Source organism: Bacteroides sp. LFL-34 (assembly GCF_027257075.1).
GTDB lineage: Bacteria > Bacteroidota > Bacteroidia > Bacteroidales > Bacteroidaceae > Bacteroides > Bacteroides ovatus.
Genome location: NZ_JAPQKZ010000013.1, coordinates 99,894 through 115,906, shown reverse-complemented (window position 1 = coordinate 115,906; position 16,013 = coordinate 99,894). Strand labels below are relative to the sequence as shown.

The 16,013-nt window shown below is 40.8% G+C and carries 11 protein-coding genes; 5 read left to right on the top strand and 6 right to left on the bottom strand.

The genetic code is table 11. The features are described from left to right. Window positions 1–27: 27 nt before the first annotated feature. The 5 genes from N5O98_RS10105 to N5O98_RS10085 form a co-directional block, all read right to left on the bottom strand. Window positions 28–1,725: a DUF5018 domain-containing protein gene (locus N5O98_RS10105; protein WP_008776506.1), complete on the bottom strand. Its 1,698-nt coding sequence runs from the start codon at window positions 1,723–1,725 to the stop codon at window positions 28–30. Window positions 1,726–1,744: 19 nt separating this feature from the next. Further along, entirely contained in the window at window positions 1,745–3,379 is a 1,635-nt protein-coding gene (locus tag N5O98_RS10100) for a RagB/SusD family nutrient uptake outer membrane protein (protein WP_022199327.1), read from the bottom strand. 12 nt (window positions 3,380–3,391) lie between these two features. After that, a complete protein-coding gene (locus tag N5O98_RS10095) occupies window positions 3,392–6,541 on the bottom strand; it encodes a SusC/RagA family TonB-linked outer membrane protein (protein ID WP_022199326.1) in 3,150 nt (1,049 codons plus the stop codon). Between the two features lie 168 nt (window positions 6,542–6,709). Then, on the bottom strand, window positions 6,710–7,897 hold the full coding sequence (locus N5O98_RS10090) for an alpha/beta hydrolase family protein (protein WP_008642909.1): 1,188 nt from the start codon (window positions 7,895–7,897) through the stop codon (window positions 6,710–6,712). Between the two features lie 108 nt (window positions 7,898–8,005). Next, a complete protein-coding gene (locus N5O98_RS10085) occupies window positions 8,006–9,151 on the bottom strand; it encodes an AraC family transcriptional regulator (RefSeq protein ID WP_022199325.1) in 1,146 nt (381 codons plus the stop codon). Window positions 9,152–9,384: 233 nt separating this feature from the next. Here N5O98_RS10085 and N5O98_RS10080 point away from each other — a divergent pair, with 233 nt between their 5' ends. The 4 genes from N5O98_RS10080 (at window position 9,385) to N5O98_RS10065 (ending at window position 13,503) form a co-directional block, all read left to right on the top strand. Further along, entirely contained in the window at window positions 9,385–9,882 is a 498-nt protein-coding gene (locus N5O98_RS10080) for an HU family DNA-binding protein (protein ID WP_004305143.1), read from the top strand. Window positions 9,883–9,963: 81 nt separating this feature from the next. Continuing rightward, entirely contained in the window at window positions 9,964–11,232 is a 1,269-nt protein-coding gene (locus N5O98_RS10075) for an ATP-binding protein (RefSeq protein ID WP_022199324.1), read from the top strand. Between the two features lie 103 nt (window positions 11,233–11,335). Continuing rightward, window positions 11,336–12,877 carry a glycine--tRNA ligase gene (locus N5O98_RS10070; protein WP_004299629.1) on the top strand — a complete coding sequence of 514 codons (1,542 nt, stop codon included), beginning with the start codon at window positions 11,336–11,338 and terminating at the stop codon, window positions 12,875–12,877. Between the two features lie 11 nt (window positions 12,878–12,888). Next, entirely contained in the window at window positions 12,889–13,503 is a 615-nt protein-coding gene (locus tag N5O98_RS10065; RefSeq protein WP_004299631.1) for an FKBP-type peptidyl-prolyl cis-trans isomerase, read from the top strand. Between the two features lie 351 nt (window positions 13,504–13,854). Here the strand turns inward: N5O98_RS10065 and N5O98_RS10060 are convergent, their stop codons facing one another. Further along, on the bottom strand, window positions 13,855–14,889 hold the full coding sequence (locus tag N5O98_RS10060; RefSeq protein WP_118161198.1) for a LacI family DNA-binding transcriptional regulator: 1,035 nt from the start codon (window positions 14,887–14,889) through the stop codon (window positions 13,855–13,857). Between the two features lie 179 nt (window positions 14,890–15,068). Here N5O98_RS10060 and N5O98_RS10055 point away from each other — a divergent pair, with 179 nt between their 5' ends. After that, window positions 15,069–16,001, top strand: a complete 933-nt coding sequence (locus N5O98_RS10055) for an aldo/keto reductase (RefSeq protein WP_004309617.1) — start codon at window positions 15,069–15,071, stop codon at window positions 15,999–16,001. The last annotated feature ends 12 nt before the right edge of the window (window positions 16,002–16,013 follow it).

The following is a 16,013-nucleotide window of genomic DNA, read 5'->3' as shown; positions in this document are numbered from 1 at the left end:
TATAAGGTTGATTACTGGTTGTTTGTATTACATATCAATACAGTCATATTGGTAGCAGGCGATGCCTCCATTAGAGAATACGAGATAAACGTATAGATAATAACCATTTTTGGCAACTTTAAATACGACATCTCCGGTTCCTTCGGTGTTTTGACCGGAATTCTCGAGACCTCCATATATCTTGTCCGGACATACTATTATTTGGTTGTCGAACGAGCCGCTACTAAGATCATACATACGGACAGCATCAGAACCAGTTACGGCATAGTTGAAACTATTTACATGATTGTAAATGATATAAGGTACTTTGTTGAACACGGCATAGTCTACGGCATTGATAATTGTGTTACCCGGAGCACCCGTATTTGCCGCTTTTATGCTATTGTCTGTTCCTTTAAACCAGTAGAAATAGCGTTTGGCAGAAGTATCTGTGACATGGCTGGCCAAGAAATAGTCACTTTGAGTATCGGTGTCATCAGCATAAATCACATCCGCCCATTTAATCCAGTTTGAAGTCAGTAGAGAGGAACTCATAATGACAAATTCCGGACTTTGTGATTGTAAAGTACCATTTATGACACGCCAACGGGCGAATTGCACTTTACTATCCTTTTGGAATACTGGAGTTGTGATAAGGGCATTGGCATCCAAATCTCCCTGGATAGAGATCTTCCAACCAAATCTTATATTAGTGCCAGTTTTATATTCAATATATTTCTGTGGTTTCTCATTCACTCCATTAGCTTTCCATACGGTGAAAGTACCTCCTGATGGAGTATAGCTGCAGAATAAAATATTATTTCCCCGATCTGCTGTTGCATGGAAGTTTGAATTGTCACCGGCAAATTGGCTGATATCCATAGAACCTGCTATTTCTCCGGTCTGGCTATTTAAGTAAATGGCACGATCATTGGCACGTTCGTTGATGACAACATATTTGTCGACTACTGCAAGTCCGGTTACTTTACCCGGTAGCAGAATACCGCTTATTTCAGATAGTCTTTTAGACCATAATAGCTTACCGCTTCCTTGGCGAATACCTGCAACAGTTTTTTGCGGAATATCTTTTTTTACCGTATATGTTGCTTTATCTATACCATTCTGTGCTGTGACAACAATGGTCTGTTCTTGTTCATAGTCTAGTGCTTCTGTTTCGGGGTTGGGACTGCATGTTGCTCCATGTGAGATATCAATGTTAGCTATCTGCTCCCCTACATTATCTATGGTTACTAATGAAATTGTTTTTTCGTTTTCATTAATGACTCCCAATAGCCCTATGGCAGGAATATCGAATTTGGTGATACTACATTCGTTGCTCTTACGGATTTCACCTATTACTTTGAATTCGGTACTAGTCCCGGAGGTCTGATCTTTCACTGTGATATAGTTGTCTTGGGTAAGATCCATATAAAGTAATGGTGGAGTTACACTGACATTATTCGCTAAACTGGCACTCAATCTTACCCGTTTTAGTGCAGAGGTCGGCAATACATTATCCGACAATTTGGGATAATTGTATGGGAAAACAAATGTGATTGAATGATTGGTATAATCTATCTCACCTTTGAAACTATTTTCGCTGCTGTCATCGTTCGGAAACGATGCAGTGATGCTGTTGATACCTTCGCGTTGAATGTCAGAACCCAACTCTTCAGGACTGTGACAACTAGTTACTCCCCATAGAAGAACTAATGCCTGGATGATTGATATAATTTTGTTTTTCATTGTTCTAAGAGTTTTATTGTTATTTCCATTCATCATATTGCTCAATCAATGAGTTATTCTTCAATTCTTCAGACGGTACAGGAAGGACATATAATTTCTTTATAAACTTGCGGTCCTGTCCGTCGCAATCAACATATTCGTAGGTATTGGTAGCACCAATGATTTTAAAGCCATGTGTGCGATAGTTGTTGTATTCAATATGGGCTAATTCCCAACGACGCATATCCCAGAATAAATGCCCTTCATAGGCTAGTTCAACCTTTCTTTCATTTCTGTAATCTTTGAACCAAGCCTCGCCTGTAGAGGATTTACCCGGTAAATTCACTTTTACTCTGGCGCGTACCTCATTCATTGCACTTTGGGCTTCCCCGATCTTATTGAGTCGATAAGCTGCTTCCGCTTTGTTCAATAAAACTTCGGCATAGCGAATTTCAACCCACGGTTGGGCGCTTTTCCCATTTTTGACGTCTGTCAGCGTTTCGTCTAACAATTTCCTTAAAAAATAACCGGTTGTGGTTTTGCCGTATGAAGTACCCTGTTCCCGGTAAGGCATAAACACACCATTCTTTCCGTCAAGACTGCAATCCATCTTTTTCCCTTTCCAGGTACATCCTCTATAGATTACAGTTGCGGCGAAGCGAGGTTCCAGTTGGTCGTATGGAGGAGTCTCATCAGTAATGCCATGCCAGGGTGTCCAGTCTATCTTTTCTCCATTTTTGCTTTCATAACATTCTACCATTTCCTGGGTAGGAGTTCCTGTTGAACCATTGTCATAACCATCACATTGTGGTACATAATACCGGTCGAAAAGATGATTAGGCCCGTTGGCAGCATCATAATCAAACTCCAGAATCGCTTCTTTATTATTCCCTTTCCATGCATCTTCATATTTGTCCGTCAGACCATATAGTTTGAGTGCAATTACATTATTAGCAGCATCATAGGCATCCTGCCAACGTTTGGCATATAACATTGCTCTCGATTTCAGAGCATAGGCTGCTCCTTTGGTGATACGCCCTTTATTTGCCGCATCCCATTCCTTGGGTAAATTATTGGCTGCAAAATCAAGATCGTCGGCTATGAATTGCCAGGTTTCTTCAGCACTGCTGCGGGCTTTATTAGTTGATACCGGCAGATCGTCATACAAGATGACACCTCCATGTCTTTTGGCTAACTGGAAATATACAAATGCGCGGAAAAAGCGTACTTGAGCTTCCCAAAGCTTATTTCTGTCTGCTGAAAATTCGGAATATTTTCTTTGTAGAGATAGAAATTGGTTTGTTTCTCGGATCTGTTTGTATGCTGTTGAACGTAGCCAGATACTGTATAGACAGTTATCCGGAGAGATAGCATCCGGTGTAAGTACATAAAGATTAGGATGGCCGGCTCTGTGTCCTAGCGTATATGAACCATACTTAAATGCGTCAGTCAGACTTTCTGTAAAACTTCCGTAGAATTGGGCCTCCCCGAATTGACCGTAATCATGCAGGAGGGGATAGAAACTATTCACATATTTGTCAACCTGGGTTTCATCTTGCCAGATGATTTCATCACTAACGGTAGTCGTTTGTTTTACTTCATCCAGCCAGTCGTTGCACGAACTTAAAGTCAGCAACACAAAGAAGAGTGATATATTAATAGATAACTTTTTCATATAGCGTATATTTTAGAATGTGATTTTAGCTCCAAGTGTATAAGTCCTTTGTTGCGGATAATATCCATTGTTTACAGCTGGAGATTCCGGGTCGATGTTGTACTTGGACACAGCGCTGAAAGTCAGAAGATTGTATCCCTCAACATAGAGGCGAAGAGCTTCCACTCCCAATGGACTCAACCATTTTTTAGGGAAATTGTATCCTATTTGCGCTGTTTTTATTCTCAAATAGTTTCCGTTACGATACCAGAATGTGGAGGCCAGCCCGTTATTCAAACTTCTCGGATTGATTTCCAGACAAGGGAACTCTGCATTTGTATTTTCGGGTGTCCAGGAGTTTGCCACCAGATAGACTGGTGCATTGCCATTCTGATAGAATGGACGCGTGAAGGCCGTAGCGCTTTGGATTCCGGATGAACCGGTTGCCGTATATACTCCGGTTAATGCAACATCGCTGCCAAGCCCCCATGATGCCAAAATATCAAAATCGAATCCTTTCCAGTTACCAAATAAATTAAAAGAACCTGTGTGGGTCGGTCTTGAACTTTTACCTACATACCCCTGATCTTGATTGACGGTTATAATACCGTCTCCATTTCTATCCATATACTTGATATATCCGGGATAAGCCGGTCGGTCGGGCATGGTAGCGGAGTTGGCTATCTCTTCCTCACTCTGGAACAATCCTTGGGCAATGAATCCCATTTTCGAACCGATTTGCTTTCCGGTCAGTCGTCTGTATTCCGGTGTATTTTCAGAGTCACCTGCATATTTGAGCCATCTTCCGTATGCGTATGACCAGATTAATTTGGCTCCATAACTGAAACTTCCAATTCTGTTCTGATGTGTAAAAGTGACATCAAAACCCTTATAATCTGCTTTGTTTACGTTTGCAGTTGAAAAATAATAGCCTCCCATGGAAGGAGTGTGCGAACCGGTTACGGAAGATAATTTGTCATATTCATATTTATAAAAAGCATCCAGTTCCATTCCTAATAATCCATTCCATAAAGTTACATCTACTCCGATATTATAGTTGAGGCATTGCGCCCATGTCAAATTGGGATTTCCCAATACGGACGGATAGATAGCTGTTTGACTGGCTCCGCCTATTACTACAGAATTGGGGGATGTGCTCATCGTATTTCTCCATTGGAAAGGCTGGATACCGCTGGTTGCAGTTTTTCCAATACCTGCTCTTAATTTCAGATTGTCTACCCAAGTAGCATGAAACCATTTTTCATTATTGATTCTCCAGGCAAGAGAGAGACCGGGCAGGGTGACCCAGCGTTTGTTCATACCACCAAACAGATAACTACCATCGTGGCGTAGTGAAGCCTCCAAATAATATTTGTCAGCGTAATTGTAGTTCAAACGACCTACAAAACCGGCTACACGTGTCTGGCTGCTGCTCCCCGAAGGTATAGCAGGTTGCTCTTTCCCCTCTTTGGTGAATCCTGTGATTTGGTTCAACTCATCCAACTGAATGAAATCTAATCCGGTTCCCGTTACACCGAGATTGTTGCTATTACGTTCCCGTGTTTCGGCCAGCAATAATACTCCGATCGAGTGATCTCCAAATTTGTTATCATACGTGATACTGGTTTGCGTAGTGAACTCTTGGGCGCGTGATGCCGATTCGGATAATATAGGTGTATCTTTCAACACACTGTAGTCCTTATGGTAGGTGAGTGTGGTAGTGGCTGCATTAGGTAAATCCATAATCATGACTTCATTCGGCTTGGTCAACTGTTTAGTCATCCCATGAACTAAGTCGTACGCTCCCTGAAATTTTAAACTTAATCCTTTAAGCCAAGGTGTGTCGTATTTCAGACTGAAATTAGACTGCATATATGATTGGTTGGACCTGTTATATCCTGAATCGTATATGGATGCGATAGGAGCTACCGGAGAACCGGAAGTCGGGGTTGAAACATCGTATATTTTCCCATTATATTCATAAGTATCCTGTACATATGGCAAAGCGTAGCATACCTGTTGGGGAATATTCATCCAATCGTCCGGATCGGCAGAAAATTTGGGAGCATCCCGTTTTTCTATACGCCCCGAAACACCTAATGACAGACTAAGTCCTTTAGCCAGCTGTGCGTCGATATTAGAACGAAGATTCATTCGACGGTATTTGAACTTATCTATATTTCCTTTTTCCTCCAGATAACCGATAGATGTGAAGAAACGAATCTTTTCACTTCCTCCTGATGCTGAAATATTATGATGTTGGCGAACACCGGTTCCATATACTTTATCGTACCAATTGGTATTTCCCCATCCGTCGACACCCTCGCGCATTTTGCGCACCATGTCGACAGTAAACACTTCCGTATCACCTTGTAGAAGACGGGCTTTATTGTACCAATAAGCATATCCCGGTCCGTCGAGCCATTCTTGTTCTTCTGCATTCTGGCTGATGCCCACAGTACCTGTATAGCTAATGGTGACTTTATCTGTTTGTCCCTTTTTGGTTGTGACAATGAATGCTCCATTTGCGTCCAGACCATAAACGGCTACGGCTGATGCATCCTTTAATACAGACACAGATTCTATTTCATTCGGATCGAGTCCGTTGAAGTCACTTGCGCTTCTTCTGATGCCGTCAATAACATAGATAATACCACTTTGCCCGCGTATGGATAAGGAGGCATTATCCGCACCGGGTTGTCCACTGGCTTGTACGGCGGAAATACCGGCAACACGTGCACCGATGATATTACTGATTCCCATGGTTGGGGCTTTAAGGATTTCTTTATCGGAGACAGTAGATATGGCGGCGGTCAGACTACCGCGCTTTTGAGTTCCATAGCCTACCACTACGATTTCATCCAGCGAGGAAACATCTTCTTTAAGAGTGATATTGATATTCGTCTTATTACCTACTTTGACTTCCTGGCTGACCATTCCGATATAGGAGAATACCAATACGTCATTCTTATGGGCATTAATGCTATATTTGCCGTCAACATTTGTAATGGTACCGACATTCGTTGCACCCTTGACAGCTACAGATACGCCAGGTAATGGTTCATCATTACCATCTTTCACAAACCCCTTTATTACTTCTTGTGCAAGACAATCGAGAGTGCACATTAAAAGAATAATAAACAACGAGGTTACTAACCTTGGATTCCATCTGATTTTCTTCATTGCATGATAAGTTTTTAAATATTAGATCGTCGATTTGAAATTTTAATTTCTAACAATAGTCTCTTTAGACCGGTTAACTAGTTAATGATACAAAAGTATTCTGTTTCAAAGACATGTGCGGTGGCAAAAACGAAAAACTATCTTCAAAAAACGAAGAATAATGTATTGTTAATCTTCTTTTGGCGTTTTTCTTTTTAAGAACCATTCGAAGAACTTATATATAGTTTCATTTGATTCGGGAGTAGGATCATGCTTGGGCCTGTTCGTCATTGCCACTCGATGATGATAACCCAAAAGCCGGTTGACTGCGACAGAGTGATTTAATGGAATCCATCTGTCTACATTATCAGAATAACCTCCTGATACGAGAAATGGGCGAGGAGCCAATAAAGAATGGAGTTCATGTAAATCATGCCCCTCTTTACATAGTCTGGCATAGACACTTGTTGAAGAGTTATTGCCGTTGTTGCTCCAGATCTTTTTCCAGGGTGGGGGATAATACCCCAAGTACCAAGGTTCCCAATAATTGATATAATTATCTTTGGTTTCATCAAAGACGATACCCGGATCACTCCAGGCGGTGCAGGCAAACTTTTCATATAAACAAGAAGCAAACATAGCCCATTTAGCACCGTAAGAGTGTCCCATGATACCAATTCGGGTAGAGTCGACACTTTCGACTCTGGCTAATACTTCCCATGCATTGGCTGCCGCATAAGCAAGTACTGAAAGAGGTTGCATAGTGGAGTTGTTAATAGTCGGGTAATAGAGAGAGTAAGTCTTATCTTTGGTGGTCTGTCTAGTTCCTAATGAGAGAGTAACGAATCCTCTTTTGGTTAATTGGTAGGCGAAATCTCTATTAGCTTTTCCTCCCCATCCGATAGCTGTTTCCGGTTCGTAGAATACTGTGATAACGGCAGGATGTTTCCCTTTCTTATTTGGTTCCAGTAAATAGCCGTAAGTCTGTTCCAGAGGAGTCCAATAAAAACGCACTAAATGTTGTTTGAAATCTTCGCGTTCTGTGGTTTTTATAATCTCCAGTTTTTGATTGGTGATGATAGCCGGCCAATGACCGATCAGGTTCAACCATTTGTCTTTTATTTCTTTTCTTCGTTTTAGCCAATCGTCTGCGTTTTTGACTGTATCTCCATTGTAAAATAAAAGAGGATTGCGGTAAGTTCCAAATTTCTCCTGATACAGTGGTGGTGGGGTAAAGTAGGCGGATAGCTTCTCCCAGTTTCTTTTTGTCTGGTTAATCTCTAATCTTTTGCACCCCATTATTGAGGTGACTCCCAAATAAATAATAATAGGATAGATAATCGTTCTTGTTTTTCCTCTTATGGTATGTCTTTGCATAGTATTAATATCTAAAATGTATTTCGAAAGGTATGAAAACAAAGGTAGGTCATTCTCATGAATGATCTTAATGTCAAAACGAAAAACAGTCTTCAGAAAGCGTTTATTTTATCTTTGTCTAGTCTTTTTCTGCCGGTATTCAATAGGTGAACATCCTTTGAATTTCTTGAAAATCCGGGCAATGTTATTATAGTCTGTAAAGCCTACTTCCATTGCTAAATCGGCCAATGGACGGTCGGTTGTGAGCAGTAGATCTGCAAGATGATTACACCGGCAATTCAGAATATATTGGTATATAGAGGTATTCAGTGCGTTTTTGAATTTCACTTCGAAGTTTCTGCGGGATAGCGGAATGTTTGCAAGCAGAGACTCTATGGTCAAATCGGAACTGTAATGAGACTCTATATACTTCACTACTTCCAGAATATAAGGGTCTTTGATATTGTGTTTCTCCGTAGATTGCCGTAATTCGATGCGGATAGGATTGATAACAATATTGAAAGTACCTTCGTGTTCCTTTTTTATTTGTTGATGAATAAGTCTGCCGATAGAATATCCGCCTCTTTCTACTTCGAGCTCTATGGATGAAATGGGAGGGTCGGAAATATTACACATCAGTTCGTCATTGTCCACGCCTAATAAAGCAATTTCTTCCGGAATAGGAATATTCGTCATTTTGCAAGTTTCAGAAATGAATAGGGCGTGCGCATCATCACAACAAAATAGAGCGACTGGCTTGGGGAGTTGCTGCAACCATTGGCTGACTTCCATTCTTATCTCGTCTTCCTGCTTATCCGATTCGAAACTGAAAAATTCGCCTCCGATGCGTTTTACTTCCTGCCGATACCCTTCGCAACGTTCGTCAGACCAAACCACCCCTTTAACGCCGAAATAAGCAAAATTGCGAAACATTCTCTTGGCAAAAAACTGGGCTGCCATTCTTCCCGTTCCTTTATAGTCGCCTGTCAGATTAGAGTAAGTGACGCTCCGGTGATGGTAGTTTTGTAGTACTACCGGAATATTCAGCTCCTTCTGCAAATCGATCGTATCATTATTCCACTGACCGATAATGGCGTCGGCTTTCCATTCTTTCGCCCATCTTAAAATGCCTTGTTCACCATGCATTGCGCTATAATAAGAAGGTAGTCGGTAAAAGAGCCAGGGGCCGTTTTCTTTGGAGTATTGGACAAGTCCCCGTAGCAGTTTCCTGTCAAATTCGCTTGAATAGTCTATCAATAGAAGAATCTTAATCATAGTTCTATGTTTTTCTTTAGTATAATGTAGGGATGCACAAATATAGAAGAATTCCTTTGTTTTCCTATAATAAAAACTTAATTTTGTAGCAAGAAAAACTTGTATGACACCCGGGTCTCGTGCTGTACGACACCCGGGTGTTGTTGTGTTCGACACCCGGGTCTCAGTATGCATGACACCCGGGTGTCGTACAAATTATGATAACTAACTTAAAAAGAAAGGAGCGTAAGATTATGTCTATCCCTTATGTAGTGAGAAAGAAAGCGGATTTATCATCCGGAGAACGGAAAGAGTTATGGTATGGTGTACCTAGTAAAATGCAGCGAAGAGGAGGAGTGAAAAATAAAGAACTTGCAGTACGGATGGCAAAGACAACAGGCTTTCATCGTGGGCAGATAGAAGGAATCCTGTCGGAGTTGGTTGAAAGTATTCAAGACCTGCTTTCCTCCGGTCATTCGGTGACCATTGAGGGATTGGGAACCTTTCAAACGGCACTGACCAGTCAGGGATGTGTGCTGCCCGAACAGGTAACGCCGGGGAAAGTTGCTATTTCACGCGTATATTTTGTGGCAAACTCAAAATTCAGCAGGGAACTGAAGAAGACAAAGTGTACCCGCATACCTTTTAAATATTATATGCCCGAAAGTATGCTAACGAAAAATATGAAGAAAGCAGACCGGGAACTGGAACAAACAGAATACGACATAGAAGAGCCGGAAATCGACGAATAGTTGAATAAAAAACAATATTGTCTTGTTAATTGAACAGAATTAGATTATATTTGTTCAGTGGTTAGAACAATATCTTGAAATATGATTAGAAGAGAAATACTAAAAGAAGTTCTATTAGATAATAGAAATGAGGTGGTCAAACATCAAGTTATACCTCGTAGCTTTCAGTTTGAAGAGTTTGGAAATTATGTATTTGTAGGTATCCGGCGAGCAGGAAAATCATTTTTACTTTATCAACGGATACAGGAACTTTTGCATAATGGGCATACTTGGAATGAAATGCTATATGTGAACTTTGAAGATGAACGTTTGATTGGAATGACGACGGCAGATTTAAATCTCATACTGGAAGTACATGCCGAGATGTCAACAGACAGGCCGATGCTTTTCTTGGATGAAATTCAGAATATTGATGGTTGGGACAAGTTTGTTCGGCGATTGGCTGATAATAAATATAGGGCTTATGTGACAGGAAGCAATGCTAAAATGCTTAGTCAGGATGTAGCTACCACTTTGGGGGGACGATACATTACAGTACATGTATACCCTTATGATTTTAAAGAGTTTCTTTATGCTAATGGGGTTGAAGTTACAGAGAATTCTTTGTTTGCAACAGAGAGCCGGGCAGAAATAAAGCGTATATTCAATGATTATTTTCGTTCCGGTGGTTTTCCGGAAGGGGCATCGCTTGCCGCAAAACGGGATTATCTGACAAGTGTTTACCAAAAGATATATTTAGGAGATATTGCTGCAAGACATTCCATCGAAAATACTTTTGCTTTACGCATCCTTTTTCGCAAATTGGCCGAAAGTATAAAGCAACCGGTTTCGTTTACTCGTATAACTAATATTGTTGCTTCAACCGGAGTGAAAATATCGAAGAATACTGTCATTAACTACATGGAATATGCCAAAGATGCTTGCTTGCTGATTCCTATACAAAATATTGCGGATAAATTGGTGGAGCGTGAAACTAATCCGAAATATTATTTTGCGGATAATGGCATTCTCAATTTGCTTCTTTTGGATGCTGATACCTCGTTGCTTGAGAATTTGGTTGCTGTGACACTATTGCGGCGTTATGGGACGGACGATGCTGTATTCTTTTATAATAGAAATGTAGAGGTTGATTTTTATTTGCCTGATACAGGAGTGGCTATACAGGTCTGTTATACCATGAATCTCTCTGATGAGACTTTCCAACGGGAAGTTCAGGCATTAGTAAAATTGAATAAGGTATTTGAATGTCGGCAGTTATTGATAATAACGTATGACGATGAAGAACGGATTGAGTTGGAAAAATGTGCGATTGAGGTAATACCGGTTTGGAAGTGGTTGTTGGGTAAATAAGATAAATTAATACCCTCCCTGTCTTATTTATGAGATAAATCCCTATCTTTGTGGCACTTTTTACGAAAAAAGCAAATTCAAATTAATAGATATAGAAAAGAAAATGGCACAAGAAGACGTTTTTAAGAAGCTTGTATCGCATTGCAAAGAGTATGGTTTCGTATTCCCTTCGAGCGATATCTACGACGGACTAGGCGCTGTGTATGACTACGGTCAGATGGGCGTTGAATTGAAAAATAACATCAAGAAATACTGGTGGGACAGCATGGTGCTGTTGCACGAGAACATTGTCGGTATCGACTCTGCCATCTTTATGCATCCTACTATCTGGAAGGCTTCCGGACACGTAGACGCATTCAATGACCCTTTGATTGACAATAAAGACTCTAAGAAACGTTATCGTGCTGACGTGTTGATCGAAGATCAGCTGGCTAAGTATGACGATAAAATCAATAAAGAAGTAGCGAAAGCTGCCAAGAGATTCGGCGAATCTTTTGATGAGGCTCAATTCCGTTCTACCAACGGACGTGTATTGGAGCATCAGGCAAAACGTGACGCACTTCACACTCGCTTTGCTAAGGCTCTGAACGACGGTAATCTGGAAGAATTGCGTCAGATCATTATTGATGAAGAAATCGTATGCCCGATCTCCGGTACAAAGAACTGGACAGAAGTTCGTCAGTTTAATCTGATGTTCTCTACTGAAATGGGTTCTACTTCCGAAGGAGCCATGAAGATTTATCTTCGTCCGGAAACTGCACAAGGTATTTTTGTAAACTACCTCAATGTACAGAAGACGGGTCGTATGAAAGTTCCTTTCGGTATCGCACAGATTGGTAAGGCTTTCCGTAACGAAATCGTTGCCCGTCAGTTCATCTTCCGTATGCGTGAGTTCGAACAGATGGAAATGCAGTTCTTTGTAAAACCGGGAACTGAACTTGACTGGTTCAAGAAATGGAAAGAAATCCGTTTGAAATGGCATAAAGCTCTTGGATTCGGCGATGCAAGCTATCGTTATCACGATCACGATAAACTGGCTCATTACGCAAATGCCGCTACTGATATCGAATTCCTGATGCCGTTCGGATTCAAAGAAGTGGAAGGTATTCACTCTCGCACTAACTTCGACTTGTCTCAACATGAGAAGTTCTCCGGCAAGAGCATCAAATATTTCGATCCGGAACTGAATGAGTCTTATACTCCGTACGTAATCGAAACTTCTATCGGTGTTGACCGTATGTTCCTTAGTATCATGAGCGCATCTTATTGCGAAGAGCAATTGGAGAATGGTGAAAGCCGTGTGGTTCTGAAATTGCCTGCTGCTTTGGCTCCGGTGAAACTGGCGGTTATGCCGTTGGTAAAGAAAGACGGTCTGCCTGAAAAAGCCCGTGAGGTTATTGACAGCCTGAAGTTCCACTTCCATTGCCAATATGACGAAAAGGATAGTATCGGTAAGCGTTATCGCCGTCAGGATGCTATTGGTACTCCGTACTGTGTAACAGTCGATCATCAGACATTAGAAGATAACTGCGTGACATTGCGTAATCGCGATACCATGCAACAAGAGCGTGTAGCTATCTCTGAACTGAATAATATCATCGCAGACAGAGTAAGCATCACTTCTCTATTGAAAACTTTACAATAAAACTTTGACGAATGAGTAAAAAGATCTATTTATTCTCCTTAGTATTGCTGGCTCTTGCATTCACTGCTTGCAGTGAAACGGAAGAGACGGGCAAATATGATAACTGGCAGGCACGTAATGAAGCTTTTATAGATTCAATAGCCAATGCTCATGCAAATACCGCTACACGTGGTCAGTTGGATTCTATTCATATGATTGCATATCCTGGAGTTCCTATCTATTTTAAAAAGAAAACTCCTGTGGGAGATGGGGTGATTCAAAATATTATCCCGCGGGCAACAGATGAGGTTACTGTATATTATAAAGGTTCTTATATCATTTGGGGTAATACTGGTGGTTATGTTGATAAACAAGATAACTTTATAGGGGAAGCGTTTGATGGCTCTTTTACTGAAGCGAATCCTAGCATTGATTTTTCAAGAACTGCGAACTTAACAATTAATGGGCTTGTGACTGGTTTGTCAGAGGTATTGCAACGAAGAAAAATTGGTGAACGTTTGGAAGTGTATGTTCCATGGAAATATGGTTATGGTAGTAGTGATTATACTCCAAAAGGTTCTTCGATTACTATTTTAGGTTATTCAACTTTAGTATTTGATATTCAAATGTTAAAGTGCGAAAAATAATCACTTATTATCATTTGGAATTTATTAAAATAAAGTTCCCTTATTCTAATCCTATTTCATCTATGGCAAAGGATAGAATAAGGGAGCTTATTATTAATATAGCATTGGTTTAGATATGATTTTTATTCTATGAATTATTTCTAAAACTGAAGTATTTCATATATTGTATTTCTACCAGGAGTAATACCATGGAAATTCTTATCTGCAGGTAAGTCATATCCTATAGGATTGTTCCATTTATCCCATACAATAGCTTGATTTGCATTCTTTTCATTTTCATCATCAATCCATAATCCTCATTGTCATGATGTCGTTTGACTACTCCTTATGTTTTGTTCCTTCTTGCTTATATTACAGAAGATTACATTTTTGATTTTTTATACTACTCTCCCTAATCTGCAAATGTGTTGGAATCGTCACCTGCTTGATAGTCTTATCTCCTTTTATCCGATCGATAAGTAGTTGGCAGGCAGTTTCTCCCATTTTATAGGTCTGATGTGATACTGCTGATAATTTCGGTTCCACATAATTAGCATGCTGCTCGTCTGTATACCCGATGATTGCCACATCATTCGGAATCCGGAGGCCATGGTTTTTGATAACTTCCATTGCTGCGAAAGCCAATGTATCATTCATGGCAAGAATAGCATCCGGAGGCTGTGGAAGTGACAGTAAAGTTTCTGTGGCAATCTTGCCTTCCTCATAATCAATCTTCCGGCAAACAACTAGCTCCTTTTCGATAGGAATACGATTCTCACGCAAGGCTTCCAGATAACCATGTTTTCTTCTCTTTACAATATCCAAATGATTGGCTCCACCGATAAAGGCTACCCGTTTACTTCCATTATTCAACAGATGTTGTGTTGCCATTTGCGCTGATTGTACCCCATCCGCTACGACCGAAGAAAACTGGTCGGTCAGGCAAACACGGTCGAACAGGATAAGTGGCATATTAATGTCTTTCAAGGCGGAGATGTGGGAGAAATCGGTTGTTTCTTGAGACAGACAGGCGATGATACCTTCCACGCGCATATTGACCAGATTCTCAATATTTCTTTTTTCGTGCTCGTAAGACTCATGCGAGGTCGTGATAATCACGAAATACCCGTTGGCAATAGCCATATTCTCTATCCCATTCAGAATTGATGCAAAGAAATGAGTGACAATATCCGGGACTACCACTCCAATGATACGTGGCGCATTTTTCCGCAGGCTCATGGCAAAAGGATTGGGACGGTAGTTCATCTCTTTAGCCAGTGCCTTTGCTTTGGCGCAAAGTTCACGGCTGATTTCCGGACTATCTTTTAGTGCCCTGGATACAGTAGGAATCGATACCCCCAATGCTTGGGCGAGATCTTTGAGTGAAGTATGTTTCCGGTTTTCCATTTGAAAGTCTGCAACTTAGATTCTTTTTACAAAGAAAGCACATTCCCGGAAAATTAAAAACATCTGAAGCAATATTTTTTACGTAAACCGTTACGTTGGTTTTTCGACCGCTCTCTGCTGCACTGAAACTATTACTGACCTATTTTTGTCGCATACAAAATGATTTAAAACCTAAAAGTATGCAATACCATGAAATCGGAAAGACAGGGATGAAAGTATCATCTCTTAGTTTTGGAGCTTCTTCTTTGGGAGGAGTTTTCCATGATTTGAAAGAAAAAGAAGGCATTCAGGCTGTGTTTACCGCTGTTGAGGCAGGAATGAACTTTATCGATGTGTCTCCTTATTACGGACATTATAAAGCGGAAACTGTTTTAGGAAAGGCGCTTAAAGATCTTCCTCGCGACCGTTATTACCTTTCTACCAAAGTGGGACGTTATGGAAAAGATGGAGTGAACCTGTGGGATTACTCTGCAAAACGTGCGACAGAAAGTGTGTATGAGAGCATGGAACGTTTGAATATAGATTTTATCGATCTGATAAATGTACACGATGTGGAGTTTGCCGATTTGAATCAGGTAGTTAATGAGACTCTGCCTGCTTTGGTTGAGTTGCGTGAAAAAGGAGTGGTAGGACACGTTGGAATTACCGACTTGCAACTCGAAAACCTGAAATGGGTAATTGACCATTCACCAAGCGGTACGATTGAATCTGTGCTTAGCTTCTGCCATTATTGTCTGTGTGATGATAAATTAGCAGACTTCCTGGACTACTTCGAATCCAAAGAAATCGGCGTGATTAATGCTTCTCCCCTTTCAATGGGACTGTTGAGTGAACGTGGTGTTCCTGCCTGGCATCCGGCTCCCAAACCCTTGGTAGAGGCTTGCCGTAAAGCAATGGAACATTGCAAAGCTAAGAATTATCCGATTGAGAAGCTGGCTATGCAGTTCTCCGTCAGCAATCCCCGTATCGCAACGACTTTATTTAGTACGACTAATCCGGAGAATGTGAAAAAGAATATCGCTTTCATCGAAGAACCTATTGACTGGGAACTCGTTCGGGAAGTGCAGGAGATTATTGGAGAGCAGAAACGTGTAAGTTGGGCAAACTCATAAAACAGCGTCATT

Bases quoted from the DNA above. Each gene is read 5' to 3' on its own strand.
- N5O98_RS10100 (WP_022199327.1), bottom strand. From the start codon at position 3,379: ATGAAAAAGTTATCTATTAATATATCACTCTTCTTTGTGTTGCTGACT.
- N5O98_RS10095 (WP_022199326.1), bottom strand. From the start codon at position 6,541: ATGAAGAAAATCAGATGGAATCCAAGGTTAGTAACCTCGTTGTTTATT.
- N5O98_RS10085 (WP_022199325.1), bottom strand. From the start codon at position 9,151: ATGATTAAGATTCTTCTATTGATAGACTATTCAAGCGAATTTGACAGG.
- N5O98_RS10080 (WP_004305143.1), top strand. From the start codon at position 9,385: ATGTCTATCCCTTATGTAGTGAGAAAGAAAGCGGATTTATCATCCGGA.
- N5O98_RS10055 (WP_004309617.1), top strand. From the start codon at position 15,069: ATGCAATACCATGAAATCGGAAAGACAGGGATGAAAGTATCATCTCTT.
- N5O98_RS10070 (WP_004299629.1), top strand. From the start codon at position 11,336: ATGGCACAAGAAGACGTTTTTAAGAAGCTTGTATCGCATTGCAAAGAG.
- N5O98_RS10105 (WP_008776506.1), bottom strand. From the start codon at position 1,725: ATGAAAAACAAAATTATATCAATCATCCAGGCATTAGTTCTTCTATGG.
- N5O98_RS10065 (WP_004299631.1), top strand. From the start codon at position 12,889: ATGAGTAAAAAGATCTATTTATTCTCCTTAGTATTGCTGGCTCTTGCA.
- N5O98_RS10090 (WP_008642909.1), bottom strand. From the start codon at position 7,897: ATGCAAAGACATACCATAAGAGGAAAAACAAGAACGATTATCTATCCT.
- N5O98_RS10075 (WP_022199324.1), top strand. From the start codon at position 9,964: ATGATTAGAAGAGAAATACTAAAAGAAGTTCTATTAGATAATAGAAAT.
- N5O98_RS10060 (WP_118161198.1), bottom strand. From the start codon at position 14,889: ATGGAAAACCGGAAACATACTTCACTCAAAGATCTCGCCCAAGCATTG.